At 57.3% G+C, this 26,239-nt stretch carries 19 protein-coding genes and 1 tRNA gene; 13 read left to right on the forward strand and 7 right to left on the reverse strand.

The features are described 5' to 3' along the window. Positions 1-53: 53 nt before the first annotated feature. Together ACQQCD_RS01695 and ACQQCD_RS01700 are read right to left on the reverse strand one after the other, a co-directional pair. Entirely contained in the window at positions 54-653 is a 600-nt protein-coding gene (locus ACQQCD_RS01695) for a GDSL-type esterase/lipase family protein (protein WP_430266655.1), read from the reverse strand. A 136-nt stretch (positions 654-789) separates the two neighbouring features. Beyond that, positions 790-4,635, reverse strand: coding sequence for a multifunctional oxoglutarate decarboxylase/oxoglutarate dehydrogenase thiamine pyrophosphate-binding subunit/dihydrolipoyllysine-residue succinyltransferase subunit (locus ACQQCD_RS01700; RefSeq protein WP_430266656.1), 3,846 nt, complete (start codon positions 4,633-4,635; stop codon positions 790-792). Between the two features lie 484 nt (positions 4,636-5,119). Here ACQQCD_RS01700 and ACQQCD_RS01705 point away from each other — a divergent pair, with 484 nt between their 5' ends. The 5 genes from ACQQCD_RS01705 (at position 5,120) to ACQQCD_RS01725 (ending at position 10,307) form a co-directional block, all read left to right on the forward strand. Next, the gene (locus ACQQCD_RS01705) at positions 5,120-6,442 is read left to right on the forward strand and encodes a hemolysin family protein (RefSeq protein ID WP_430266657.1); all 1,323 of its coding nucleotides are present in this window, start codon (positions 5,120-5,122) and stop codon (positions 6,440-6,442) included. After that, entirely contained in the window at positions 6,435-7,502 is a 1,068-nt protein-coding gene (locus ACQQCD_RS01710) for a hemolysin family protein (RefSeq protein WP_430266658.1), read from the forward strand. The genes ACQQCD_RS01705 and ACQQCD_RS01710 overlap by 8 nt, the downstream gene beginning before the upstream one ends. A gap of 101 nt (positions 7,503-7,603) precedes the next feature. Further along, positions 7,604-8,560, forward strand: a complete 957-nt coding sequence (locus ACQQCD_RS01715) for a metal ABC transporter solute-binding protein, Zn/Mn family (protein WP_430266659.1) — start codon at positions 7,604-7,606, stop codon at positions 8,558-8,560. A 55-nt stretch (positions 8,561-8,615) separates the two neighbouring features. Next, positions 8,616-9,413, forward strand: a complete 798-nt coding sequence (locus tag ACQQCD_RS01720; protein ID WP_430266660.1) for a metal ABC transporter ATP-binding protein — start codon at positions 8,616-8,618, stop codon at positions 9,411-9,413. Beyond that, on the forward strand, positions 9,414-10,307 hold the full coding sequence (locus ACQQCD_RS01725; RefSeq protein WP_430266661.1) for a metal ABC transporter permease: 894 nt from the start codon (positions 9,414-9,416) through the stop codon (positions 10,305-10,307). Between the two features lie 11 nt (positions 10,308-10,318). On the opposite strand, the gene ACQQCD_RS01730 is transcribed toward ACQQCD_RS01725, so the two are convergent. Beyond that, positions 10,319-10,762: a Fur family transcriptional regulator gene (locus ACQQCD_RS01730; RefSeq protein WP_430266662.1), complete on the reverse strand. Its 444-nt coding sequence runs from the start codon at positions 10,760-10,762 to the stop codon at positions 10,319-10,321. A 167-nt stretch (positions 10,763-10,929) separates the two neighbouring features. On the opposite strand from ACQQCD_RS01730, the gene ACQQCD_RS01735 reads away from it, so the two are divergent. After that, complete coding sequence (locus ACQQCD_RS01735; RefSeq protein ID WP_430266663.1) at positions 10,930-11,607, forward strand: MBL fold metallo-hydrolase; 678 nt, start codon at positions 10,930-10,932, stop codon at positions 11,605-11,607. 10 nt (positions 11,608-11,617) lie between these two features. Here the strand turns inward: ACQQCD_RS01735 and ACQQCD_RS01740 are convergent, their stop codons facing one another. Beyond that, on the reverse strand, positions 11,618-12,703 hold the full coding sequence (locus tag ACQQCD_RS01740; RefSeq protein ID WP_430266664.1) for a PLP-dependent cysteine synthase family protein: 1,086 nt from the start codon (positions 12,701-12,703) through the stop codon (positions 11,618-11,620). A gap of 50 nt (positions 12,704-12,753) precedes the next feature. On the opposite strand from ACQQCD_RS01740, the gene ACQQCD_RS01745 reads away from it, so the two are divergent. Together ACQQCD_RS01745 and ACQQCD_RS01750 are read left to right on the forward strand one after the other, a co-directional pair. Then, a complete protein-coding gene (locus ACQQCD_RS01745) occupies positions 12,754-13,614 on the forward strand; it encodes a sulfurtransferase (protein ID WP_430266665.1) in 861 nt (286 codons plus the stop codon). Between the two features lie 58 nt (positions 13,615-13,672). Next, positions 13,673-14,101 (forward strand): HIT family protein, encoded by a 429-nt coding sequence (locus ACQQCD_RS01750; protein ID WP_430266666.1) that lies wholly within the window; start codon positions 13,673-13,675, stop codon positions 14,099-14,101. On the opposite strand, the gene ACQQCD_RS01755 is transcribed toward ACQQCD_RS01750, so the two are convergent. The 3 genes from ACQQCD_RS01755 to ACQQCD_RS01765 form a co-directional block, all read right to left on the reverse strand. Continuing rightward, a complete protein-coding gene (locus tag ACQQCD_RS01755) occupies positions 14,074-15,084 on the reverse strand; it encodes a beta-ketoacyl-ACP synthase III (protein ID WP_430266667.1) in 1,011 nt (336 codons plus the stop codon). The genes ACQQCD_RS01750 and ACQQCD_RS01755 overlap by 28 nt on opposite strands. Positions 15,085-15,094: 10 nt before the next feature. Next, on the reverse strand, positions 15,095-19,039 hold the full coding sequence (gene hrpA, locus ACQQCD_RS01760) for an ATP-dependent RNA helicase HrpA (RefSeq protein WP_430266668.1): 3,945 nt from the start codon (positions 19,037-19,039) through the stop codon (positions 15,095-15,097). Positions 19,040-19,182: 143 nt separating this feature from the next. Continuing rightward, positions 19,183-19,255, reverse strand: a tRNA-Arg gene (locus ACQQCD_RS01765). A gap of 201 nt (positions 19,256-19,456) precedes the next feature. On the opposite strand from ACQQCD_RS01765, the gene argS reads away from it, so the two are divergent. The 5 genes from argS to thrB are packed head-to-tail and all read left to right on the forward strand — an operon-like array spanning position 19,457 to position 25,984. Next, positions 19,457-21,106, forward strand: a complete 1,650-nt coding sequence (argS, locus tag ACQQCD_RS01770; RefSeq protein WP_430266669.1) for an arginine--tRNA ligase — start codon at positions 19,457-19,459, stop codon at positions 21,104-21,106. A gap of 2 nt (positions 21,107-21,108) precedes the next feature. Then, positions 21,109-22,599, forward strand: a complete 1,491-nt coding sequence (lysA, locus tag ACQQCD_RS01775; RefSeq protein ID WP_430266670.1) for a diaminopimelate decarboxylase — start codon at positions 21,109-21,111, stop codon at positions 22,597-22,599. Further along, on the forward strand, positions 22,592-23,905 hold the full coding sequence (locus ACQQCD_RS01780) for a homoserine dehydrogenase (protein ID WP_430266671.1): 1,314 nt from the start codon (positions 22,592-22,594) through the stop codon (positions 23,903-23,905). The genes lysA and ACQQCD_RS01780 overlap by 8 nt, the downstream gene beginning before the upstream one ends. Next, complete coding sequence (gene thrC / locus ACQQCD_RS01785) at positions 23,906-25,009, forward strand: threonine synthase (protein WP_430266672.1); 1,104 nt, start codon at positions 23,906-23,908, stop codon at positions 25,007-25,009. Continuing rightward, on the forward strand, positions 25,010-25,984 hold the full coding sequence (gene thrB / locus ACQQCD_RS01790) for a homoserine kinase (RefSeq protein WP_430266673.1): 975 nt from the start codon (positions 25,010-25,012) through the stop codon (positions 25,982-25,984). Positions 25,985-26,239 lie beyond the last annotated feature (255 nt).

The raw sequence follows: 26,239 nt of genomic DNA on the forward strand, positions 1-26,239 counted from the left end.
AGATGCTGGTTAAGCGCTCTGCCAAGCCCTTGATGACGAGTACTGATAGTTATTTAGACATTCTCAGGGACGTTCAACCACTGGAACCAACCACGGTGCAGTACCAGCCAAGCCATCAAACCGTAGCCGGCCTGGCCCGGGGTACCAGCATTGGCGGCCAGATCAGTACGCCACTGCTCGTGGTTGAGCAACGGCGAGAACGTGTCAACGTATAAGTGCTTGCGGCGGGTGGTGACGTCGGCGAAGGCGGTGTTCAGCTCAGCCAAGCGACGGTTCTGCGCAGGATCCAAAGTGGGCGGCGGACCCACTACAAAAACGCCGATGTTGGACTGAGATGCCGAATCGAGGATGTTGGCCAGATTGAGCCGACTGCGTGCTGTTGAAAGACCGAATTCCACATCTCTGCCCGAGAGGCCAATCACCAGCTTGTTCTCAGTTGAGGCGCTGAAACGGCGGCCAGCTTCCTCTTGCCAACGAGCAGCGAGCCCCTCCGTGCCTTCTTCCGGGCAGGGCAGGGAGAAGCTTTCAATGCTGGCGTGCTCTTGTGGGGTCCGGGCTAAAACTCTGCCAATCCAGCCAAGGGCACGTGGGTCACCCAATCCCGCAAGCAGCTCGTCACCCACGGCGGCGATGCGCACTCTTCTGTCCTCCACTGGTACCTCTTTACCTCGTCGACGCCACCGTTCTTAGGAACAGGCGTGCCGTTGCTGTTGGTTCTTCTAGCTATTAAACAGAACTGCCCGGCTACGGCGCCGCATTTGCAGCGCTGCCGCCGGGCAGTTTGTGTGACTACTTTTGGCCGAAGGCCGATTTGAGCAGAATTTCCTGCTCGGCAGCGTGGCGTTTCATGGAACCAGCAGCGGTCGACGCCGATGCGGGGCGGCTAACCAGACGAACCTTGCGATCCAGCTGGGGTGCCAAATTCAAACCAATAAACGGCCACGGGCCCTGGTTGGCTGGCTCGTCCTGTGCCCAAACAACTTCAGCGTTCGGGTACTTGGCGAGTTCGGCTTCGATCTCGGCCAGCGGCAAGGGGTACAACTGCTCGAGCCGAACAATCGCCGTCGTTTTGTCCTCGGACTTCTGGCGTGTGGACAAGAGGTCGTAGTACAAACGTCCGGAGACCAGCAATACGCGCTGAACATCGGCGCCGTTGAGGGACTCGTGCTCGCCAATGACCGGCTTGAAGGTGCCATTGGTGAAGTCCTCAACCGGAGACGCTGCAGCCTTGAGGCGGAGCAACTGCTTGGGTGTGAACACAATCAGTGGCTTACGCGGACGGCTGTAGGCTTGGCGGCGCAACAAGTGGAAGTGCGAGGCGGCCGTGGTGGGGTTAGCCACAATCAAGTTCTCTTCGGCGCACATCTGCAAGAAGCGCTCAATGCGTGCCGAGGAGTGGTCCGGTCCCTGACCTTCGTAGCCGTGCGGGAGCATCAACACGAGTGAAGAGCGCTGGCCCCACTTCTGCTCGGCCGAGGAGATGAATTCGTCGATGACGGTCTGAGCGCCGTTGACGAAGTCACCGAACTGAGCTTCCCAGAGGACAAGTGCGTCAGGCCGTTCCACGGAGTAGCCGTATTCGAAGCCGAGCGCTGCGTATTCGGAGAGTAGGGAGTCGTAGATCCACAGCTTCGCCTGGTTGTCAGAAAGCTTGGAAATCGGCGTCCACTCTTTGCCGTTGGCACGGTCGTGGAATACTGCGTGACGCTGCACAAAGGTTCCACGGCGGGAGTCCTGACCCGCCAAGCGAACCGGAACACCTTCCATGATCAAGGAACCAAAGGCTGCGATTTCGCCGAAGCCCCAGTCAATGCCACCTTCGCGGGACATCTGCTCGCGCTTTTCAAGGAGCTGCTTGAGCTTGGGGTGAACCGTAAAGCCCTCAGGGATGTTCACGTGCGCCTGGCCAATGTGGGCCAAAGTCTCCGCCGTGATTGCCGTGGAAGCGGGGGAGTTGACTACCGAATCGCCGCGCTGAGAGAGCGGACGCTCGATTCCGGACACTGCTGCGGAATCAGAGGTGACAATCGGGATCGGTGAAGTTTGAGCAGCGTGGGTTTCCGCAAAAACGCGCTCAAGGCGTTCTTGGTAGTCGCGCAGCAGCTGCTCGGCTTCTTCCTCGGTGATGTCGCCACGGCCGATCAGAGCCTCGGTGTACAGCTTACGAACGGAGCGCTTAGCTTCGATCAAGTTGTACATCAGCGGCTGCGTCATCGAAGGATCGTCGCCCTCGTTGTGACCACGACGACGGTAGCAAACCATGTCGATAATAACGTCCTTGTGGAAGCGCTGGCGGAATTCGAAGGCCAACTGTGCCACACGAACTACTGCCTCAGGATCATCGCCATTGACGTGGAAGATCGGTGCCTGAATCATCTTGGCAACGTCCGTGGAGTACGTAGACGAGCGCGATGATGAAGGTGAGGTAGTGAATCCAACTTGGTTGTTCACAATGACGTGGACGGTACCACCCGTGCGGTAACCGCGCAGCTGGGAGAGGTTGAGAGTCTCAGCTACAACACCTTGGCCTGCGAAGGCAGCGTCACCGTGGACTAGGATTGGCAGTACCGGGAACGAGTCGCCCTGGTCCAAAAGGTCCTGCTTGGCGCGGACAATACCTTCAAGTACGGAGTCAACAGCCTCAAGGTGTGAGGGGTTAGCGGCAAGGTAAACCTTTGTCTCGTTGCCGTTGTCCGAGGTGAAGGTGCCTTCAGTACCCAAGTGGTACTTTACGTCGCCGGAACCCTGCACGGAGCGGGGGTCCTGGGTGCCTTCAAATTCGCGGAAAACCTGGGCGTACGTCTTGCCGGCAATGTTGGTCAAGACGTTCAAACGGCCGCGGTGCGCCATACCAATGGCAACCTCATCCATACCCTGGTCTGCAGCGTCAGAAATGAGTGCGTCCAAGAGCGGGATCAGGGATTCTCCACCTTCGAGGCTGAAACGCTTCTGGCCCACGAACTTGGTTTGCAAGAACGTTTCGAATGCCTCTGCTGCATTGAGCTTGGAGACGATCCGAAGTTGCTCTTCACGGCTCGGCTTGGAGTAGGGGTGCTCCAACTGGTCCTGGAACCAAAGCCGCTCTTCAGGATCCTGGATGTGCATGTACTCAATGCCGGTGGTGCGGCAGTAAGCGTCGCGCAGGACACCAAGGATGGTGCGGAACTTCAAGAATGGCTTGCCACCAAAGCCGCCTGTTGGCCATTCGCGGTCCAAATCCCACAGCGTCAAACCATGGTTCAAAACGTCGAGGTCAGGGTGCTTTCGCTGGACGTACTCGAGCGGATCGGTGTCAGCCATCAAATGACCACGTACACGGTACGAGTGGATGAGCTGCTGAATGCGAGCAACCTTGTTGATCTGGCCTGCGGGGTCTACCTGAATATCAGGGCTCCAGCGGACTGGCTCGTAAGGAATGCGGAGCTCTTCAAAGATTTCGTCGTAGAAGTTCTGCTCGCCCAACAGCAACTGGTGGACAATCCGCAAGAATTCGCCCGAGCCAGCACCCTGAATGACGCGGTGGTCATAGGTGGAGGTCAAAGTGATGATCTTGCCAATGGCCTGTTCTGCGAGCTTGATTTCAGAAGAACCCTGGAACTCAGCCGGGTACTCCAAAGCACCAACACCAATGATGGCGGCCTGGCCCTTGGACAAACGAGGAACAGAGTGAACGGTGCCAATTCCGCCGGGGTTGGTCAAAGAAACCGTGGTGCCTGAGTGGTCGTCAGCGGTCAGCTGGCCATTACGGGCGCGCTTAATGAGGTCCTCGTAGGTGTGCCAAAAAGCAGCAAACTTGAGCGTTTCAGCCTTTTTAATGTTCGGCACCATCAGCAAGCGTGTGCCGTCGGGCTTAGGCATGTCAATGGCAATACCGAAGTTGACGTGTGCGGGCTGCACAACTACGGGCTTGCCGTCCTTTTCGTCGTAGTAGACGTTCATCGACGGGAACTGGCTCAGAGCCTTGACCACTGCGTAGCCGATCAAGTGCGTAAAGGAGATCTTGCCGCCACGAGCACGCGAGAGGTGGTTGTTGATCACCACGCGGTTGTCGATCAGAAGTTTGGCCGGAATGGCTCGCACGCTGGTTGCAGTGGGGACTTGGAGGCTCGACACCATGTTGGTTGCGATGGCCTTGGCCGGGCCGCGCAAGACGGAAACGGTGTCCTCTTCCGGTGCCGTAGTTGCCTTGGCGCTCTTGGGAAGTTGAGCGGGGATCGGGGCTGTTGCGGTACCACCGTTTTGCCGGTTGCCGTCCTTGGCAACTACACGCGGCTCGGGCCGCTTCGGTGCTGCGGCAGCCGGTGCAGCAGGTGCGTTAGCGGCAGGTGTTTGGGGTGCACTCGGTGCTGCAGCAGCAGGCGTAGAGCTTGCTGGAGCACTTGCCGGCTGTGCCGCTGGAGCGGGGGCGTCGGCCTTGACTACCGGAAGCTCGCGAGTCGGCGGGTGAGCCGAGGTGCCATTTGAGGTAGCTCCCTTGGAGCTGGAATTATCTCCCGAGTCAAAGGTAGAGAACAGCGGCCACCATTTTGCGTCCACCGAATTCTTGTCCTGCTGATACCGCTCGTAGAGTTCATCGACGAGCCATTCATTTCCGCCGAATTCTTCGGGTAGACGGTGATTGGGCTGCTCTGGCACGTGAAATACGCCTCTTCCATAAATCTGATTGCCCGCTGGCATGAGTCCCGGCGCCTGTGCCGGTAGGAGCTCTTATGTCTGAGCCGCAACCCAGACTTTGCCAGTCTAGTGAGGTTTACGGGCTAACTGCCAATCTTTGTGATGGAGATGACCGTGCCGCGACTTTGACGTTCAGAACTAAGGGGCCTGTCACGCGCTCCTGTAGACTGTTAGCCTTATGGACCCTAATTCTAGGTGCCGGCCCGGAGCCGCTCGCCGTCTTGCTCACGCAAGCACAGCGCCGAGTTCCCCAGTTGCCGGCAAACCCCGTTCACGCGCCCCTCATGAAGCAGTTAGTCAGGACTCTGCCGCCGGGGCTGCCGCGGCCTCCGCTGATCATCCTCCGCCTGCCCGATCTCAGCCCATCGCTATTTCTCCGTTGGAGCCCGCCTTGCGAGCAGTGAGATTCGGTGCTGCTGGCGCTCTAAGCCGAGGTGCCAACTAAATGGAATGGTTGCTTCTAGTTGCCGGACTTCTGCTGATCGCGGGGACCGGCTTCTTCGTTGCTGTTGAGTTTTCGATGTTGGCCCTTGACCAAGCGACAGTGCAGCGTGCAGTGGACGACGGCGACGAGGGTGCAGTTCCGCTTTTGCGCTGCCTCAAGTCCCTTTCCACTCAGCTCTCTAGCTGCCAACTTGGCATCACCTTGACCACGTTGCTGACCGGTTACGTGATGGAACCGTCCGTGGGCAAGCTCCTAGAGGGTCCACTGACGGCCATCGGCTTGCCTGGCGCTGCGGCGATTTCCTTGGTTGTGGCAATGGTTTTGGCGACTTTTTTGTCGATGCTGTTAGGCGAATTGGTGCCTAAAAACTTGGCTATTTCACTGGCGTTTCCGATTGGCCGCGCTGTGGCTCGTCCCCAATTAATGTTTACAGCGGCGTTTCGACCAGCGATTGTATTGCTTAATGGTTTCTCGAATCGGATCTTGAACATTTTTGGTCTCGAAGCCAAGGAAGAAATTTCCGGGGCACGCACACCGGCGGAGCTCTCGTCCTTGGTCCGCCGTTCGGCTGAGATGGGCACCTTGGATGCCGGAACTGCGAATTTTGTGGCCCGCACACTGAGATTCTCTGGCCGCAATGCCGCCGATGTGATGACTCCGCGGATTCGAATGGAAACTATCGACGCCGATGCGCCCTTGACTGAGGTCGTTGCAGCTGCTCGACGCACTGGGTACTCGAGGTTTCCTGTAATTGGTGACTCGCCCGATGACATTAAGGGTGTTGTTCACATCAAGAAGGCAATCGCTGTGCCAGCCGATCGCCGTGAAGGCGTTGAAGCTGGCGCGATTATGACTGAAGTTCTTCGCGTTCCAGAAACCATGCATTTGGACGCCTTGTTGACTGAGCTTCGCGAAGGCAATCTTCAGCTAGCTGTTGTGCTCGATGAATACGGTGGCACGGCTGGTATCACCACGCTCGAGGACCTTGTTGAAGAAATCGTTGGCGAAGTTTCCGATGAACACGACAAGGTCAAGCCAGGCGTTTTGCAAGGCGCGGGCGGTGATTGGTACTTCCCTGGCCTGATGCGCCCGGATGAAGTCACTGAGCATGTACCGTTTTTGGTGGTCCCTGACGAGGCGTCGTATGAAACGGTCGGTGGCTTTGTGATGAGCGAGCTCGGCCGCATCCCAGAAGTGGGAGACGAGGTAGAGCTACCCGCGGGGACGTTGGTAGTAACCCGGATGGACGGGCGCCGGATTGACCGGATGCGCTTTGTTCAACGTGTGGAAACTAACGACGGCGAGGAGACTAGCCATGAGTGATTGGTGGGGGATCGTTTGGCTAGTGCTGCTCTTGATGGGCAACGCATTTTTTGTTGCTGCAGAGTTCGGCATTATGTCTGCCCGCAGAAGCCAGATTGAACCGTTGGCTGATTCCGGGTCCCAGCGTGCAGTAACCACGCTCAAAGCCATGGAAAACGTGTCACTAATGTTGGCGTGTGCGCAGCTAGGCATCACCGTGTGTTCACTGTTGATTCTCCAAGTTGCGGAGCCCTCCATCCACCATCTTCTGGCTGGACCGCTGGAACTGTTGGGTATCCCGGTGGAGGCCGCCGACGTCGTGGCGTTTGTACTGACTTTGTTGCTGGTGACTTTTTTGCACGTGACATTTGGCGAGATGGTCCCTAAGAACATCTCAGTGTCCGCCGCTGACAAAGCAGCACTGTTGTTAGCGCCGCCGCTGGTTGCCCTTGGCCGGGTGTTTAAGCCAGTCATCTCAAGCTTGAACTGGATGGCTAACCATATTCTTCGTCTACTAAAAGTCGAACCGAAGGATGAGGTGTCCTCGAGTTTCACCCTTGAGGAAGTTCAGTCCATCGTTCAGGAGTCCACGCGTTCGGGCCTTGTTGATGACGAGTCCGGGTTGTTGAGCGGAGCTCTGGAATTCTCTGAGCACACCGCCGCGCACATTATGGTTCCCCTGGATCGCCTAGTAACTCTCAAAGCAAGCACTACGCCGTCCCAGTTTGAAAAGGCTGTGGGGCGTACTGGCTTCTCGCGTTTTCCGATCCTGGACGAGGATTCGGTGCTTGCAGGTTATTTGCACATCAAAGACGTCATCTCTATCGATGCTGAGCAGTACCGTCAGCCGATTGCCGTGAGTCGGGTTCGGACCTTGGCGAACCTGCGTCCAGAGGAAGAAATTGAAGATGCTCTGGCCACGATGCAGCGCACCGGCTCCCATCTGGCCCGTGTAGTGGGCGCGGACGGTGTGACGGTGGGAGTGCTTTTCCTCGAAGACGTTATTGAACAATTGGTGGGCGAAATTCGTGATGCCACACAGGCCACCGGTATCCGCCGGCTAGGCGAGCAGGAAGCCTAGACCGCTCGGTGTAGCGCTAAATAGGAATCATTCCCATTTAGCGCTACACTCGATGAGTACTTATTGTTACTGATTCTCATCTGAGTAGAACTGAGGCTTCCGTGCGACGTCGAGCCGCCCGAACTTCCTTTGCCGCCCTCGCGGTATTTTCCCTAGTTTTGACCGCGTGCGGAACATCTGCGGATTCAAAAACGAGCTCCGCCTCAGGGGCGATCAATGTGGTTGCCTCCACCAACGTCTATGGCGACATTGCCAAAACGATTGGTGGCGAACACGTCACTGTGGAAGCGATTATTTCCAAAACCAGCCAGGACCCGCACTCCTACGAAGCCACAGCCCAGGATCGTTTGAAACTCTCGCATGCAAAGCTCGTGATCGAAAATGGAGGCGGTTACGACTCGTTTATGGATGGTCTCACCCAAGCAAGCAAGGTAGACCCCGCAAACGTTATTTCCGCCGTCGACGTTTCTGGCCTAGATTCGTCCAGTACTCAAGGCAGCACAAACGCAGTTCATGGTCACACCGACTTCAATGAGCACGTGTGGTATTCGCTTGAGACGATGGGCAAAGTCGCTGATACTGTTGCAGCGCATTTGAGCAAACTCGATGCTACTAATGCTGCTCAATTCGGCTCCAACGCGAAGACGTTCAAATCCTCGCTGACAAAGCTCGGCACTCGCCTTGAAACCATCAAGAGTGAGCACCCGGGGACCGCAGTGGCCATCACCGAGCCTGTTCCGCTCTACCTGGTAGAGCAAGCTGGGATGGAAAACAAAACTCCAGAAGCGTTCAGTCACGCTATTGAAGAAGGCACAGACGTGCCAGCCACAGTTCTGCGCAGCACCTTGGAACTATTCAGCTCACATCAGGTAAAGCTGTTGGCCTACAACGAGCAAACTGAGGGATCGCAAACTCAGGCCCTCAAACAGGCTGCTGAGGACTCCGGAATTCCAGTCCTCAATTTCACTGAAACCATGCCGGAATCGAGCAACTACCTTCAGTGGATGACAGCGAACGTTTCCTCCCTGGAGAGTGCTTTTCAGCAAGCCAAAAGCTAGGTACCCACTAGGCTGAGATTCATCATTTCAAGGAAATAGAACCGCGAAGGACGTTATGACCAAGGCCGCTATCGAGCTGCACAATGCCGAGCTCAAATTTGGCCAGAGAACGCTGTGGCACCGGCTGAACCTTGAGATCAAGCCGGGGGAGTTCTTCGCGGTTCTTGGCCCGAACGGATCCGGGAAAACTAGCCTCCTGAAAGTTCTTTTGGGGCTTCAGCCACTCAGCGGCGGAACACTCTTGATGGATGGTGCTCCAGTCACGCGGGGCAGTCGCAGCGTTGGGTACATCCCGCAGCAAAAATCCCTAGGTATGGACACACCTCTGCGAGCTCGTGACCTAGTAGCGCTAGGCGTTGATGGCCACCGGTGGGGTGTTCGGTGGCGCAGCGCCGAGGTCAACAAAAAAGTTGATCAATTGCTAGAGGTGGTGGGTGCATCCGCCTATGCCAAGGTTCCGGTGGGTCAACTCTCTGGCGGGGAGCAACAACGACTACGTGTAGCTCAGGCGCTGGCCTCGGATCCCAAGATCCTCTTGTGCGATGAGCCTTTGCTCTCTCTAGACCTCCGGCATCAACAAGAAGTCAGCGCCCTAGTCAACGAACGCTGCCGCAAGGACAATGCAGCGGTTGTTTTTGTGACCCACGAGATCAACCCGATCATCGACTACGTTGATCGCGTTTTGTATCTAGCCGGTGGTGACTTTCGGATTGGTCCGCCAGAAGAGGTGATGACCACATCAGTCCTCAGCGAGCTCTACGGCAGCCATGTAGAAGCGATCCATAGCAACGGCCGAATTGTGGTGGTTGGTATCCCAGACGGGCCTCACCACGAAGAAGAAGAGACCGAGTAGATGAATCTCAATGATGCGCTTGGCGCCATCTTTAACTTTGACAACTATGGGGAGCTGCTAGTCCTCGTTCAGAATTCCGTCTGGGCCGGGGCCGTACTAGGAATCCTCGGCGGAATGATCGGCGTTTTTGTCCTCAAACGTGACCTAGCTTTCGCCGTTCACGGCATCTCAGAGCTTTCCTTTGCTGGCGCGGCCTTTGCACTTCTCATCGGTGCCGATGTGATTATCGGTTCGCTCACAGGCTCCATATTGGCAGCGCTTCTGCTGGGCATTATGGGCGTCCGGGCCAGAGACAAAAACTCCATTATCGGAGTGATTATGCCTTTTGGCCTAGGCCTCGGAATCCTTTTCCTAGCCTTGTACGAAGGTAGAGCAGCCAACAAATTCGGGCTCTTGACTGGGCAAATCGTCTCGGTGGATACCATCCAACTTCAAGGTCTAGCAGCCGCCGCTGCAGTGGTGATGATCGCTCTGATCATCATGTGGCGTCCGCTCACGTTTGCCAGCGTTGACCCGGAGTTGGCTGAGGCTCGTGGTGTACCGGTTAGAGGACTTTCGCTAGTGTTTATGTTCTTGCTGGGCATCAGCGTTGCACTTTCCATCCAGGTGGTTGGAGCTTTGCTGGTACTAGCGCTGCTGATTACACCTGCTGCCGCGGCCTTACAGGTCACAGCATCACCGCGCTTGGTCTTGCTATTGAGTGTGGTTTTCGCGCTGACTTCAACCGTAGGTGGAATCCTGCTAGCACTCGGTGGCCGGATTCCGATCAGCCCGTATGTCACCACCATCTCGTTTTTGATCTACGTGGTCTGCCGCATTATTGGGAGCGTTCGGCGCCGTGCAGGCCTGAATAATCGTGTTCTGCCCAGCCCCGGACCGGCACCAGCGCAATAGCCGGGTAGCTGTTATTTTGCGGCTTTCGCCGCGCTGCACTCCGGGCACAAACCAAAGATCTCCACCGTGTGCGCTACCTCAGTGAAGCCGTTGTCCTGGGCAACACTGGCGGCCCAAGCCTCAACAGCCGGGGCTTCGATATCCACCGTTTTGCCACAATTCCTGCACAACAAGTGGTGGTGGTGAGTGGAAGCCGCGCAGCGGCGATACACTGCTTCCCCTTCAGCGTTACGTAGAACGTCCACCTGGCCATCTTCGGCCATAGATTGCACAATGCGGTAGGTGGTGGCCAGCGAAACGCGAGAACCGGCGTCGTACATCATTCGATGCAATTCTTGTGTACTCACAAAGTCATCGATGGTATCCAAAGCGGCCCCCACAGCAATGCGCTGTTTGGTGACTCGCTGCTCTTTAATTGCCGGTTCCTCAGCACGATTGCCGTGTGCATTACTCATGTGCCGAACCTACCTTCCACGGTGACTTTCGCGAATTGTTCACGTGTGAATCCAGAGGAAACGGGTCCCCTTCCGCGGTAATCCAGCCTATCAGTCAGCCGCCAACCAGCAGCGAATTTTCAGGCTAGATGATGGTTTGGGACAGGGAAGAACCGTAGGCTGGGATGATGCTGCTGACTAAATTTACGCATTCCTGTATTCGCCTTGAGAAGTCCTCCGCTGATTCAGCTGAACCGGCCGTTTTAGTGCTTGACCCGGGGTCCTTTTCCGAGGCCGATCAGGCCCTCGCTGGCGCCCAGACGGTTTTGATCACGCATGAGCATCAGGATCATTTTGATTCCAAAGCCTTGGCCACAGCGTTGGCAGCCGAAGGTTCAGCTCTTCAGGTGTGGGCGCCGGTTGGGGTAGCCGAGACCTTGCGCAGCGAGAACCCAGCCGCAGCGGAACGCATTCATAACGCCGAACCCCGGCAGAGCTTCTCGGCTGGCGGTTTTGAGATCCGCACTTTTGGTGGCCAGCATGCCTTGATTCATGCGAGCATTCCTATGGTGGCCAATGTTGCCTACCTCGTGGACGATGCTGTTTACCACCCGGGGGATTCGTTTACGATTCCGGACGGCCACAACGTTGAGGCACTATTGGTTCCGGTCCACGCGCCGTGGTCTAAGTCCAGTGAAGTGATCGACTTTGTCCTGAGCGTTCGTGCAAAACAAGCCTTCCAAATGCATGATGCCCTGTTGAACCAGCTAGGTTTGGGCTTAGTGGAGTCACACGTCGGACGGCTCGCAGCAACGGTTGGAACAACGTTCCGGCACTTGGCAACGTTGGAATCCGTGGAGATCTAATACTCCTGATTTAGGCGAGTGTGACTGGCAGCAATGTTCCAGTCTCGAAGAACTCGGCGATCGCTGCTTCGTAAGGTGCAGGATCCAAGCCTTGGGCGCTGATCCACTCCTGGTTGTAATAGTTGCCTTCGTAGCGTTCTCCGCCGTCGCACATCAAGGTGACAATGCTGCCCGTTTCACCCTTGGCCATCATCTCTGAGATGAGCATCCAGACACCCCACAGATTAGTACCCGTAGACGGGCCGGCGTGGAGACCGGCAACTGTATGCAGGTGCCGCATCGCCGCGATAGATGCGGCATCCGGCACCTGGATCATGTGGTCAATAACGCTTGGGACAAAGCTTGGTTCTAGCCGTGCCCGGCCAATGCCTTCGATGCGTGAAGGTTTCCCCGTGCAGGGAGTGCCTTGTGGCTCCCGCCAGTTCGGGTAGAACGCACTGTTTTCAGGGTCCACTACAGTGAGTTCTGTTGGGTGACGGCAATAGCGCAAGTACCGGCCAATGGTGGCGCTGGTTCCACCGGTTCCGGCTCCCACCACAATCCACCGTGGTATGGGATTAGGTTCATGGGTCAGCTGGCCGAAGATTGATTCGGCAATGTTGTTGTTGCCACGCCAATCCGTGGCACGCTCGGCGAAAGTGAACTGGTCCATGTAATGCCCGCGAGTCTTGGTTGCCATCTCTTGTGCTGCCTCGTAAACCTGTGCGGCGTGGTCCACGAGTAAACAAGAACCGCCAAAGTTCTCGATGAGCCGGATCTTCTCGGGGCTGGTGGTGTTGGCCATCACCGCAACAAAGGGCAAACCTAAGAGTGAGGCAAAGTAGGCCTCGGAGACAGCAGTGCTGCCGCTACTTGCTTCCACGATGGTGGTGCCTTCATGTATCCAGCCATTGACCAGGCCAAAAAGGAATAGCGAGCGTGCCAGCCGGTGCTTGAGGCTTCCCGAGCGGTGGGTGGACTCATCTTTGAGATACAACTGTATGTCCCAAGACTCCGGCAAAAGCACTGAATATAGGTGGGTGTCCGCCGAGCGTTTGGTTTCGGCCTCGATCTTGCGGATGGCTTCCTCAGTCCAAACACGGTTTTGGCGGTTCATATGACTCACCCTCGAAGCCTATAACGATCTCTTCCGGTTAGAGTCGGAGCATGAATCCTCTCATCGACGCTCCTAGCCTTGCTCAACGCCTGGAAAGCGAAGCAAGCATTGTTCTCTTGGATGTTCGCTGGGCATTGGGCGATCCGAAGGGGGCGCAGCACTACGCTGAAGCTCATGTGCCCGGTGCGGTGTTTGTTGACCTTGACCATGAGCTGGCGGACCCCGCCACACCCGAACGCGGTAGGCATCCGCTGCCCTCCGTGGACCGCTTTGAAACGGCCACCCGTCGGTGGGGGATAACGCCCAGTAGCTTGGTGGTGGTTTATGACAACACCGGTTCTCTAGCCGCTTCCCGCGCATGGTGGCTTTTGCGTGCAGCTGGCCATGCAGAGACTTTAGTGCTCGACGGCGGATTGGCGGCATGGTCCCAAGCGGGACTACCGCTCGAGTCCGGTTCCGTCACGCCGGCGCCTGGTCCGGGACTAACACTCGATACACAGAATCCGTGGGCCGGGATGGCAACTATTTCGCAAGAACAGGCGGGCGCTTGGACCAGTGGTTCTGGGAAGGTACTACTGGACGCGAGAGCTGGCGAGCGGTACCGCGGCGAAGTAGAACCCGTGGATCCGCGGCCCGGGCACATCCCGGGTGCGCTGAGCGCCCCAACGGCAGGGAACCTTGCTGCGGATGGACGCTTTGGGGCAGCTGCTGAGTTGCGTGAGAGGTTTGCGGGGCTGGGTGTTGACCCTGGCACAGAAGTAGCAGCCTATTGTGGCTCGGGCGTTACGGCGGCTCACACCGTGCTTGCGTTGGAGATTGCCGGAATTTCCGCGGCACTTTACCCAGGATCTTACTCACAGTGGTCTTCGAATCGGATGAATGAAGTAGCCACCGGAGATCAGCCCGCTTAGAAGATTTTCCATTCTGGACGGTAGTTTTTTGTTATACCCCGAAGACTTAGGAGAGCACATGCCCACGTTGTTCACTCGAATCATTAACGGTGAAATTCCCGGCCGCTTTGTGTGGCGTGACGAGGACGTTGTGGCGTTCTTGACGGTTGGTCCCCTCGCAGATGGGCATACTCTGGTGGTTCCGGTTGAGGAAGTGGATCGCTGGACCGATGCAGATCCTCAAACGTGGAGCCGGGTGATGGACGTTGCACAGAAAATTGGTGCCGTACAGGTAGCAACCTTTGGTGCTGCGCGCGCCGGCTTGCTGGTTGCCGGCTACGAGGTTAACCACCTGCACGTGCACGTGTGGCCTTCAAACACTATGGCTGACTATGACTTCGCTTCGGTGGACAACAATCCAGATCCAGCGCAGCTTGATGCCAATGCGGAAAAGCTCCGCGAAGGTCTGCGAGCAGCCGGTTACAGCGAGTCTGTTCCGGCAGAGTGAGCCTTTCGCGGGGTCATTGCCACCATTCCCGCGTAAGTAAATCCGCCACCGAATCCAAAGAGCAGGGCTGGGACATCGGAAGGGATTTTACCGGCGTGCCACCATTTGCTGTAGCCAAGCGGAACACTGGCTGCGGAGGTGTTGCCGGATTCGATGACGTCCGTCATGACCACCTTCTCGGCTAGGCCCAGTGCCTGTGCCAGGGGTTCGATAATGCGCAGATTGGCTTGATGGCTGAGGAGCACCTCGATGTCTTCCATCTCGAGGCCAGCGGCTTGAACGGCGGCACGGGCGTGCCGCTCGGCGTCCTTGAGCGCCCAGCGGAGGACTTCACGGCCGTTCTGCCAGAACTTATTGCTCGGTGGTGAGATCAATACGGCGTCCGCTAGATCGCCCTTCGAACCCCATACCACTGGCCCAATCCGGGGCTCGTCAGTGGCTCCGATGACCATGGCCCCTGCGCCGTCGGCCGTGAGAACTGCTGTGCTGCGGTCTGTCCAGTCGGTGGCCTTGGAGAGGGTCTCTGAGCCAATAACCAAGGCGTATTTGGCTGATCCGGTCCGGATGGACTGGTCTGCCAGGCCAAGTGCGTATTCAAAGCCGGAGCACGCGGTGTTGACGTCAATCACACCGGGCCCTTGTTCGCCGGTTCCAAGGCCCAAAGCTTGGGCTACTCGTCCAGCGGTATTGGGGGTCCGTTCTACGGCGGTGGTGGTTGCAACGATCACTAGATCGATCTGTTCGGCTGCTACGCCGGAATCCTCGAGTGCCATACGGGCGGCAGTAATGGCCAGATCCTTGGCGGACTCGTCCTCGCCCGCAATATGCCGGGTGACAATGCCGGTGCGCTGACGGATCCACGCATCAGAGGTGTCCATCATGTTTTCGAGTTCGTGGTTATCCATGACCCGTTGTGGCTGGGCGTGGCCTAGGCCAAGAATTTCAGACCCGGCGTTCGGCGCGGGGAATGTCAGCTTTTTCATGTGGGGTCCTTTACACCGGGGATAGGGCTTTATTGAGGGCAACGCGGATACGTTTCTCGGACACTGAATAAGCTGTGCCAAGCTCAACGGCGAAGAAGCTGACGCGAAGCTCTTCGATCAGCCAGCGCACATGAGTTAAATCGGCAGTAGTGCCGCGGCCAGGTGCCAAAGCCGCCACGGCGTCGTCGTAATCATCCTCGAGGCGCTGGACAACGCTCATGTTCGCGCCGTCACGCGCCACGTTGTTGGGGAGCTTCTCGAGGCGCTTTTCAATCCCTGCCAGATAGCGTGGCAATTGGCTCAATTGGGCATAGCCCGTGCGTGCTACAAAGCCCGGATACACCAATTGCTCCAATTGGGATTTGATGTCATTCAGGGCGCTAATGAGGGGCAAGCTCGAGGTTTGGCGCAGGGCTTTGCCAATCCGCATACTGCTAGCCAGAATTCGCTCCACAATGGCCGTGACAGCAAAAACTGTATCGATCAGATCAGCACGGACTGACTCATACAACGTCTCGAAGCTGGCCTGATCCCAAGGGAGTTCTTGGGGTGTGAGCTTGTCCACGGCCGCTTGAGTGCAATCGGCGATCAACGATTCAACCGAGCCATGCGGGTTCTGGCTAAAGGTCAATTTCTCGGTATTGGACAGATGCTCCAGCACATACCGCGCAGGCGAGGGAACCCGGAGTACCAAAAGGCGGATCACACCGGCCCGCATTGCGGTATTCGCCTCTGCAGCACTCTGGAAGATCCGCAACGCTACGGTGCTACCTTCGTCGACTAATGCCGGGTAGCCCGTCACACTGTGCCCAGCAACCAAGCGAGTTACCGAGCGTTCAATCTTGCCCATAGTCCACGAAGTGAGCCCACCCTGCTCCGGAACCCCAGCACCGGATGCCCCAGGTGCGGCATCTACTTGTTGAACAGAGCTACCGGTGCCTTGAGAGTGGCCCGCGCGAGGGTTTGAAGCCTGAGTTTTTTTGTTGGCTGCGGCATTGCTCGCCGGTGTAGCACCCAAAGATTCCGCAATAGCGCGGCGCGTTGCAGGGGCTAGGGCAGCTTGGAGGGCGGCTAGGTCTTTACCTTCGTCGAGGACTTTGCCTGCGGAGTCCACAACTTTGAAACTAACCCGCAAGTGTGGGGGAACAGCGTCCCAATTCCAAGAACCAGGAGGAATGACATGGCCTTTGAGCCTACGCAGGGCAAGCTCAAGGGACGCCTCGAGATTATCCACGGAGGGATCAAAGTCCTGTTCTAATAGCTGCACCGTTTGGCGTGCCACGTCCGGGGCTGGAACAAAATTCTTCCGTACCTGTTTGGGCAGTGACTTGATCAAAGCGGTGACCAGATCTACGCGTTGGCCAGGAATCTGCCAGCGGAAAGCAGTGTCGTCCAGTTGGTTCAAGAACAGAACCGGGACTTCAGCCGTTACACCGTCAGATGGATGAGGGGTAGAACCGGGAGCCACTGGATGGAATTCATAACTCAGGGGGAGGTCGAAGCCTTTGTGCAGCCACACCTTGGGGTAAGCGGTGTCATCCAAAGCCTCCGCTTCGGGATTGATCAACAGAGACTGATCAAAATCTAGAAGTGCGGCGTCCTGAGCGCGTGCTTCTTTCCACCATTTGTCGAAGTGCCTTTCGGAGACAACTTCCTTGCCAATCCGAGCGTCATAGAACTCAAAGAGCGCCTCGTCGTCAACCAAGATGTCCCGGCGCCGCATCCGGGTCTCAAGTTCTTCAACTTCTTGCAACAGGGCGCGGTTGCGGTGGAAGAACTTATGGTGTGTACGCCATTCACCCTCCACCAAGGCGTGGCGGATAAAGAGTTCACGGCACAACTCTGGGTCGATCCGCGCATAGTTGATTCGACGTTGAGCCACGATTGGCACACCGTACAAAAGGACCTTCTCATAGGCCATCACTGAGCCAGAACGGCTAGACCAATGTGGTTCGCTATAGCTTCGTTTGACTAGATCAGGAGCCACGAGTTCGGCCCAAGCCGGTTCAAATTTTGCCGCTACACGAGCCCACAGCCGGCTGGTTTCAACAAGTTCAGCTGCCATCACAAAGGTTGGCGACTTCTTAAACAGCGCGGACCCGGGGAAAATGGCGAAGCGGCTACCGCGTGCACCGGCATATTCGCGTTTGCGCTCGTCCAAAAGACCAATGTGGCTGAGGAGCCCGGACAAAAGACTGATGTGGACGGACTCGTGGTTTCCCACGGCGTCTGCGTCACGTCGCCCGTCAACGGAAATTCCCAACGGCTTGGCCATCTGGCGTAACTGGGCGTAGAGATCTTGCCATTCGCGCACTCGCAAATAGTTGATGAACTCCGCCCGGCATAACTTCCTGAACTGCGAAGAGGAGAGTTCAGCCTGCTTCTCTTGAAGATAGTTCCAGAGATTCAAAAACCCAGTAAAGTCCGAGTTCTCGTCGCGGAAACGGGAGTGCTTTTCCGTAGCTTGTTGCTGCTTATCGCTAGGGCGCTCGCGTGGGTCCTGAATGGTCAAGGCGGCGGCGAGGATCATCACTTCTTTGACGCAGCCACGCTTGCCAGCTTCAACAATCATGCGGCCTAATCGTGGATCTACCGGCAATTGCGCTAATTGGTGGCCCACGGCGGTGAGCCCACCGCCGCTCTTCGCGCCAGCGGCGCGCAAGGCCCCGAGTTCGCGGAGGAGAGTGACGCCGTCGTTGATTGCTTTGGAGTCTGGCGGCTGAACAAACGGGAAGTCTTCTACGTCTTTGGGACCGCGAGCAACGCCCATTGCTGTCATTTGCAAAATGACAGCGGCGAGGTTGGTCCGCAAAATCTCAGGATCGGTAAAAGCGGGCCGGGAATTAAAGTCTTCTTCGGAGTACAAGCGGATAGCGATGCCGTCAGAGACGCGCCCGCAACGGCCAGAACGCTGATTGGCTGAGGCTTGCGAGACTCGTTCAATCGGCAATCGTTGAACCTTGGTCCGGTGCGAGTACCGGGAGATGCGAGCCGTGCCGGTGTCCACTACATATTTGATGCCAGGAACGGTCAGTGACGTTTCTGCCACGTTGGTTGCCAGCACAATTCGACGCTTGGAACCCGGGTTGAAAACCGCGTGTTGCTCTTGCAAACTCAAGCGAGCAAACAGCGGAAGTACCTCTGTGCCAGCAAGTCGCCTATTGGACTGGATTCGGCCCTTGAGCGCTTCTGCAGCGTCGCGGATTTCACGTTCGCCGGAGAAAAAGATCAGGATGTCGCCGGGCGCTTCTTTGGCTAGCTCGTCCACTGCGTCACACACAGCATCGAGAGGATCTCGGTCCTCTTCGAGATCGTCGTCAGAGGCGTCGGCATCGGTGTTGTTGGCCTGGGAAAGCGGGCGGTAGCGAATTTCTACCGGGAAAGTTCGCCCAGATACCTCAATGATGGGCGATGGCTCTTCGGCGCTACCAAAGTGCTCGGCAAAGCGTTGTGGATCAATCGTGGCCGAGGTGATGATGACTTTGAGGTCCGGGCGCTGGGGGAGGAGTCGTTTGAGATATCCCAGAATAAAGTCGATATTGAGGCTGCGCTCGTGAGCTTCGTCGATGATGATGGTGCTGTAACGGCGCAAGAGTTTGTCGCGTTGGATCTCGGCGAGCAAGATACCGTCGGTCATCACTTTGACCTTGGTTTGTTTGCTGACTTCGCCGGTAAACCGGACTTGGAAGCCAACTTCTTGGCCTATCTCCACTCCGAGTTCCTCGGCGATTCGCTCTGCAACTGTCCGTGCAGCGAGTCGGCGCGGCTGGGTGTGGCCAATCATGCCTTTCTCACCAAGGCCCAGTTCTAGACACATTTTGGGGATCTGAGTGGTCTTACCGGAACCGGTCTCCCCAGCGATGATGGTGACCTGGTTGGCCGCGATAGCCGCCATGATGTCCTCGCGGCGTTCGGAAACCGGCAAAGCCGCAGAGTAAGAAATGTGAAAAGTCATGGCCTAGACAGTCTACTGTGCCGGGTGTGGACAGTATTAGCCGTCCACCTAGGCGGTTTGTCTCGTAGCTCCTGGAATGATTCCGGGGGCAAACAAAAAAGTAACCCGACCCCACACCGTGGGATCGGGTTACTCGAAAAACGTGCCCTCGATAGGATTCGAACCTACGGCCTGTTGCTCCGGAGGCAACCGCTCTATCCCCTGAGCTACGAGGGCAACAGGGTCTCCGCTAAAGCCAGCGGAACGTCCTAGAGCTTATCAGCAGGCCGGGCCGTTCAAAAAACCATCCGAGCCTGGGCCCTTCTTTGAGCAAGGAGCTAGCGGCGTTTGCTGCGTCAGCGACTAGTGTCGAGTGCCTTTGACCACTTCGCTGAACACAGTTCTAGCCCCGGCGCCTGTGCAAAGTAGGATTGCAGGGTGACTCCAGAACAGCTTTCCGCCGCCATTTCCGCTTGCCTCAACGACGCCGTCCATGACGGCGCCATTGCCATGAACGTTTCCGATATCCCGGAACACGTCCGAGTGGACCGACCCAAAAATCGGGAACACGGGGACTGGGCCAGCAATATCGCGATGCAGCTGTCCAAAAAAGCTGGCATCAACCCGCGCGAATTTGCCCAGATTCTCAGCGAGCGGTTAGCGAAGGCTGAGGGTGTGGCCAAGGTGGACATCGCCGGTCCCGGCTTTTTGAACATCACTTTGGACGCTGCCGCTGCCGGCGCCCTGGCCAAGGCCATTGTGGAAGCGGGTGCCAGCTACGGAACAAACGATGCGCTCGCGGGCCACGTGATCAACATGGAATTTGTTTCCGCTAACCCCACGGGTCCGCTACACATCGGTCATACCCGCTGGGCCGCGCTCGGCGACGCTATCGCCCGAGTTCTGCGTGCCTCTGGTGCCGACGTCACCGCTGAGTACTACATCAACGATGCTGGCTCTCAGATGAACGTTTTTGCTAATTCAGTTCTGTCCCGCTTGCACGGCCGTGATGTGCCGGAAGGCGGTTACCCGGGTGAGTACATCAAGGAACTCGGTGATGAGGTCCTCAAAGCGCACCCGGCCATCCGCGAACTGACCGATGAAGCAGCACTGCCGGTAATTCGTGAAGCTGCATACGAAGCTCAAATGGCTGACATCAAAAAGACTCTGGCTGAATTTGGCGTGGAGTTTGATGTGTTCTTCTCCGAGAAGGAACTCCATGAAGCTGGTGCGATCGAATCAGCTGTGGCGCGTCTTCGTGAACAGGGACATGTTTTCGACGATGGCGGCGCCGTGTGGTTGCGTACCACCGACTTCACGGATGACAAGGATCGTGTGATGATCCGTGCCAACGGCGAGCCCACGTACTTTGCCGCTGACGCTGCGTACTACTTGTCCAAAAAGGACCGTGGCTTTACCGAAAAGATCTATCTCCTAGGGGCCGACCACCACGGTTACATCAATCGTCTTAAGGCCATTGCTGCTGCCGCTGGCGATGACCCGGAGGTAAACATCGAGGTCCTCATTGGTCAGCTGGTTTCGATTAATGGCGCCAAGCTCTCCAAGCGTGCCGGCAACATCATTGAGCTCAAGGATCTTATTTCGTGGCTCGGGAAGGACGCTGTTCGGTACTCACTCGCGCGCTTCCCTGCAGATTCGCCACTGACGCTGGATCCCGAGCTATTGACAAAGAACACCAACGAGAACCCTGTTTTCTACGTGCAGTACGCCCACGCACGCTCATGTGGCACTGCCCGGAACGCTGTGGCGGCTGGAGTGGACCGCTCAGAGTTTGATGCTGCCCTGTTGGATCACGCTACGGAGAATGAGCTGCTCTCTTACCTTGGGAGCTACCCGTCGATTGTGGCTAAGGCCGCTGAGTTCCGCGAGCCGCACCGCGTGGCCCGTCACCTCGAAGTAATTGCTGGTGCTTATCACCGCTGGTATGACGCTTGCCGTGTGGCGCCTATGGGCGATGAGCCCATTACGGCGCTGAACCGCACGCGTTTGTGGCTCAATGATGCCACTAGCCAGGTTCTGGCGAACGGCCTAGGTCTATTGGGTGTTTCGGCTCCGGAGAAGATGTAGTTATGGTCGCTTCGAAAAACGCGCTGGCACCCGAGTGGCTCGACGTTCCCGAGGATCTAAACGCCCTCCACGCACCCATGTGGGCACAAGACGTTGAACGCAATAACGACGGCGAACTCGCAGTTGGTGGCCTCAGCGTCGCCGAGCTTCAGCAACAGTTTGGGACGCCGCTGTTTGTGATGAGCGAACCTGACTTCCGGGCCCGCGCACGAGACTTCAAAACTGCCTTTGATACCGCGTTTGAAGACATCTGTGGCGGTGTTGACGTTTACTACGCCGGCAAGTCTTTCCTGTGCACCACTGTTGCTCAGTGGGTAGCAGAAGAAGGTCTGCGTTTGGACACGTGCTCCGGGGGAGAGCTCGCGGTAGCACAACGTGCAGGACTCGAAGGTAGCCAGCTTGGCCTTCACGGGAACAACAAATCCCGCGCCGAGATCACACGTGCCCTCGAGATGAACGTGGGCCGCATTGTTGTTGATAGCCTCGATGAGCTTGAACGCGTTGCCGAGATCGCTCAGGAACTGAACCGCACCGCCAAGGTGATGCTTCGGCTCACTCCCGGTGTCCACGCGCACACCCACGAATTTATTGCCACTGCTCATGAGGATCAGAAGTTCGGGCTGTCCATGGCTGAGGACACTTCAACCACCGCTGGTATATCGGCTGCCGAAGAAGCAGTGGCTGCTGCGATCAACGCCCCGAGCATTGAACTTTTGGGCTTGCACTGCCACATTGGTTCGCAGATTTTTGAAGCGACTGGGTTTGAGATTGCCGCCGAGAAGTTGTTGCGCTTTTTGGACGCCATGCAGCGCAACTATTCGGTCGTACTGCCGGAGCTGGATCTGGGTGGCGGGTACGGCATTGCCTACACCCCTGTGGACACCCCACGGCCGGCGACGGAGATCGCTCAGGCGATGGCCGCCGTCGTGCGTTCTACTTGCTCTGCTCTGGGTATCACCTCGCCGCGAATCTCGATTGAACCTGGACGGGCGATTGTTGGATCCACCACTTTCACGCTGTACGAGGTCGGCACACGAAAGACGGTTCGGGTTGAGGCACCTGCTTCATCCAACGTTTCACCTACCGAAGATGGAGTCGACGCCCAACAGAACGTTACGTTGGCGCGCCGCTATGTGTCGGTAGACGGCGGTATGAGCGACAACGCCCGGCCAGTGCTCTACGACGCGGATTATTCGGCAGTATTAGCCTCCCGAGCTTCCTCGGCTGCGCCTTCGCTGTCCCGGGTAGTGGGCAAACATTGCGAGAGCGGAGACATTGTTGTTAGAGATGTATATCTGCCCGAGGACGTAGCAGCGGGGGATCTGCTCGCAGTTCCTGGTACCGGCGCCTATTGTTGGGCGCTCGCAAGCAACTACAACTATGTAGCCCGCCCGGGCGTTGTTGCCGTGCGCGATGGTGCCGCCCGGTTGATTGTCCGAGGGGAGACCGAGGAAGACCTATTGAACCGTGACATGGGAGCAGTACGTGACTGATTTGCAAACGCTCAAGGTGGCTCTTTTGGGCTGCGGCAATGTGGGTTCACAAGTGGCGCGAATTTTGATTGACGACGCCGATGCCCTGGCCGCGCGCACTGGTGCGCGTCTTGAACTGACCGGCATCGCAGTCCGCCACATCGACGCTCCACGCGACGTTGAACTGCCGCGAGAGCTGTTCACCACAGACGCCGAAACCCTCGCAAAGGGCGCCGACATTGTGGTGGAACTGCTGGGCGGCATCGAGCCTGCCCGCACATTGATTCTGACGGCCATTCGCAACGGTGCCAGTGTCATCACCGGTAACAAGGCGTTGCTGGCTCAAGATGGCCCCAGCCTTTATGAAGAAGCAGACAAAGCTGGCGTTCAGCTCTCCTATGAGGCCGCAGTGGCAGGCGCCATCCCGATCCTGCGCCCCATTCGCGACAGTCTCTCCGGGGATCACATCACGCGTGTTCTGGGCATTGTCAACGGCACCACAAACTTCATTCTGGACCAGATGGACTCCACTGGCGCGCAGTTCGCAGACGCCCTCGCCGAGGCACAAAAGCTTGGTTACGCCGAGGCGGACCCCACGGCCGACGTTGAAGGACACGATGCTGCGGCAAAGGCGGCCATCCTCGCCTCACTTTCTTTCCATACACGTTTTGCTCTTGAAGACGTTCACTGCCAAGGCATCACTGAAGTCAGTGCCGCGGACATTTCAGCGGCAAAAGATGCTGGCTTTGTGATCAAGCTGCTGGCCATCGCAGAAAAGATTTCCGGCGACGCCGGCGAAGGAGTGAGCGTCCGCGTTCACCCCACGCTTTTGCCGCGCGAGCACCCGCTCGCCGCTGTACGTGGCGCGTTCAACGCCGTTTTTGTTGAGGCAGAAAACGCAGGCGAGTTGATGTTCTACGGACAAGGTGCTGGTGGTACCCCCACTGCCTCGGCAGTGCTCGGAGACCTAGTATCGGCCGCGCGTCGAATTGTTTTGGGCGGTCCCGGCCGTACCGAGACCACCACTGGTCACGTGCCTGCGTTGAGCATCAACGCAGTGAACACGAGCTACTACATTGGCTTGGATGTTGCCGATCAGCCTGGTGTTTTGGCGCGTATTGCGCAGATTTTCGCTGAAAACGGCGTCTCCATCGAGCAGTTGCGTCAGACCATCCACCGCGGCGATGCCAAGGTAGCAAACTCTGCAGAACTTCGAATTGTCACCCACCGCGCTTCCGAAGCCTCATTGGCCGCAACGGTAGAAGCGGTTCGCAAACTTGATGTCATCAATTCGGTGTCATCTGTACTTCGTGTAGAAGGGGTCTAAGTGGCTCAGCAATGGCGCGGTGTAATCCGCGAATACGCCGAACGTCTTCCGGTAACTGCGGAAACCAAGATCATTACGCTCGGCGAAGGCGGCACGCCGCTGGTACCCGCGGTGAAGCTTTCAGAGCTCACCGGCTCCACTGTTTACCTCAAAGTTGAGGGGATGAACCCCACCGGTTCTTTCAAGGACCGTGGCATGACCATGGCCATGACCGCCGCTGTTGAGGCCGGGGCCAAAGCTGTTGTTTGTGCCTCTACTGGCAACACCTCGGCCTCTGCTGCAGCGTATGCAACAGCAGCAGGTCTGACCTGTGCAGTACTGGTCCCCGAGGGCAAGATCTCCATGGGCAAGCTCAGCCAGGCCATCGCCCACGGCGCCACACTGTTGCAGGTAGACGGAAACTTTGACGACTGCTTGGAAATCGCGCGCAAGCTCGCCGAGTCCTACCCGGTCTTTTTGGTCAACTCGGTGAACCCTGCCCGTATTCAGGGCCAGAAAACCGGTGCCTTTGAAGTAGTGGACGCACTCGGGGACGCCCCGGACATTCACGTCTTGCCGGTAGGTAACGCTGGAAACATCAGTGCTTACTGGAAGGGCTACCAAGAGTACGCGGCACCTTACCAAGCGGGGGAGACCCTCTTGGATGCAGTGGCTACCAAAACTCCCGCCATGTGGGGATTCCAAGCTGCTGGTGCTGCACCGTTTGTTGCCGGACACCCCATTTCCGAGCCTGACACTATCGCCACCGCCATCCGGATTGGTAACCCCGCATCGTGGGATACCGCCGTAGCTGCTCGCGACGATTCCGGCGGGCTAATTGAGGCAGTTACGGATGAGGAAATCCTCGCCGCGCACCGTTGGCTCTCTGCCAAGGAAGGTGTGTTTGTTGAACCCGGTTCTGCCGCTGGTGTTGCAGGCCTGATCAAAAAGCATGCTGCGGGAGAAGTCCCCACGGGCAAAACCATTGTGATCACGGTGACCGGTCATGGTCTCAAGGATCCTCAGTGGGCCCTTCGAATGGCTGATGGTTCTGATGTTGAGCCCGTGAAGGTTGGCAACGACGTCGTTTCAGTTGCGAGTGCCCTCGGATTGGAAAGCCAGTAGATGGACGCGACCGCAGGCGCGAATTCCTTGCCTCAGACCGTCACCAGCGGCCAGCTGGTGACGGTCACGGTTCCAGCAACTAGCGCTAACTTGGGCCCGGGTTATGACAGTTTGGGCCTAGCACTTGGACTCCGGGACACCCTGACGGTGGAAACCTTGGACACCGGTGCACTCGAATTTGATCTTGAGGGCGAAGGGGCAAAGACCCTGCCGCGAAACGCCAGCCACCTAGTGGCGCGGACCATCAACGCCGCCCTTGGGGAACTCGGTTACCAGCACAATGGTCTGAAGATTACAGCCAACAACGTTAATCCTCAGGGCCGTGGGCTAGGCAGCTCCGCCTCGGCAATTGTGGGCGCAGTAGTTGCAGCAAACGCTCTGGTGCCGGAGGAAGCCCAAAAGCCCAGTAGCTGGGTGCTGCAATTCTGCAGTGCGTTGGAAGGTCACCCTGACAATGTGGCGCCAGCCATTTTTGGTGCCTTAGCGCTTTCATGGCAGGACGGCGAGAGCTATAGCAGCACGCGAGCCGAAGTGAACCCGAACATTGTTCCGGTAGTTGCCATTCCCGATTTTGAACTCGCAACCGAGGCGGCACGAGCACTACTTCCTACCTCCGTGGCGCACCATGTTGCAGCGATGAACTCAGGACGTGCTGCATTGCTCATTCATGCTCTGACCCACCGCCCTGAACTTTTGCTCCCGGCAACACAGGACTACCTCCACCAGGACTACCGCGCTGAAGCAATGCTCCCGAGCGCTGAGCTGATTCAGGCCCTGCGCGCACGTGGTCATGCTGCAGTTGTCTCCGGTGCTGGGCCTACGGTGTTAACGCTGACGCACAGTGATGCTGAAGCGCTTGAGGTGACGGCCTTGATTCACGAGCTCACGGAGAATCAAAGAAGCAAGGGCACATGGCGTGTTCACGCGCTTTCTGTTGACCCTGAAGGTGCTAAAGTGGAAGTGCACCGGCGGTAAAACCGCACTGGATGCTGGCCGCGATTCGTTCTAACAAGCTAGCTTGCTGAAGGATCCTTCTGGTCTCTAAGCCTCTACTGCGCTCTTTCAACGGTGCCATCTTCCTTGGTATGCCCCAGATTTCTGCCGAAACTTTTTGTGCAGCGACGGGCATTTATCCAGATGGATATGGAAGGTGAGTAATACCAGCCCGGCAGGCTCATTGCCTCCCACTTGGGTTGGGAATCAAGGCTTCAGATCTGAACTGAGGCCCCA

It is taken from the genome of Pseudarthrobacter sp. J1763, assembly GCF_050490295.1.
In the GTDB taxonomy this organism is placed as follows: Bacteria; Actinomycetota; Actinomycetes; order Actinomycetales; family Micrococcaceae; genus JBNPEO01.

Excerpts from the sequence above, each read along its gene's own strand:
- ACQQCD_RS01710 (WP_430266658.1), top strand. The coding sequence starts at position 6,435 with ATGAGTGATTGGTGGGGGATCGTTTGGCTAGTGCTGCTCTTGATGGGC.
- ACQQCD_RS01745 (WP_430266665.1), top strand. The coding sequence starts at position 12,754 with ATGAATCCTCTCATCGACGCTCCTAGCCTTGCTCAACGCCTGGAAAGC.
- ACQQCD_RS01755 (WP_430266667.1), bottom strand. The coding sequence starts at position 15,084 with ATGAAAAAGCTGACATTCCCCGCGCCGAACGCCGGGTCTGAAATTCTT.
- ACQQCD_RS01705 (WP_430266657.1), top strand. The coding sequence starts at position 5,120 with ATGGAATGGTTGCTTCTAGTTGCCGGACTTCTGCTGATCGCGGGGACC.
- ACQQCD_RS01740 (WP_430266664.1), bottom strand. The coding sequence starts at position 12,703 with ATGAACCGCCAAAACCGTGTTTGGACTGAGGAAGCCATCCGCAAGATC.
- ACQQCD_RS01730 (WP_430266662.1), bottom strand. The coding sequence starts at position 10,762 with ATGAGTAATGCACACGGCAATCGTGCTGAGGAACCGGCAATTAAAGAG.
- hrpA (WP_430266668.1), bottom strand. The coding sequence starts at position 19,039 with ATGACTTTTCACATTTCTTACTCTGCGGCTTTGCCGGTTTCCGAACGC.
- thrB (WP_430266673.1), top strand. The coding sequence starts at position 25,010 with ATGGACGCGACCGCAGGCGCGAATTCCTTGCCTCAGACCGTCACCAGC.
- ACQQCD_RS01720 (WP_430266660.1), top strand. The coding sequence starts at position 8,616 with ATGACCAAGGCCGCTATCGAGCTGCACAATGCCGAGCTCAAATTTGGC.
- ACQQCD_RS01735 (WP_430266663.1), top strand. The coding sequence starts at position 10,930 with ATGCTGCTGACTAAATTTACGCATTCCTGTATTCGCCTTGAGAAGTCC.
- ACQQCD_RS01725 (WP_430266661.1), top strand. The coding sequence starts at position 9,414 with ATGAATCTCAATGATGCGCTTGGCGCCATCTTTAACTTTGACAACTAT.
- lysA (WP_430266670.1), top strand. The coding sequence starts at position 21,109 with ATGGTCGCTTCGAAAAACGCGCTGGCACCCGAGTGGCTCGACGTTCCC.
- ACQQCD_RS01750 (WP_430266666.1), top strand. The coding sequence starts at position 13,673 with ATGCCCACGTTGTTCACTCGAATCATTAACGGTGAAATTCCCGGCCGC.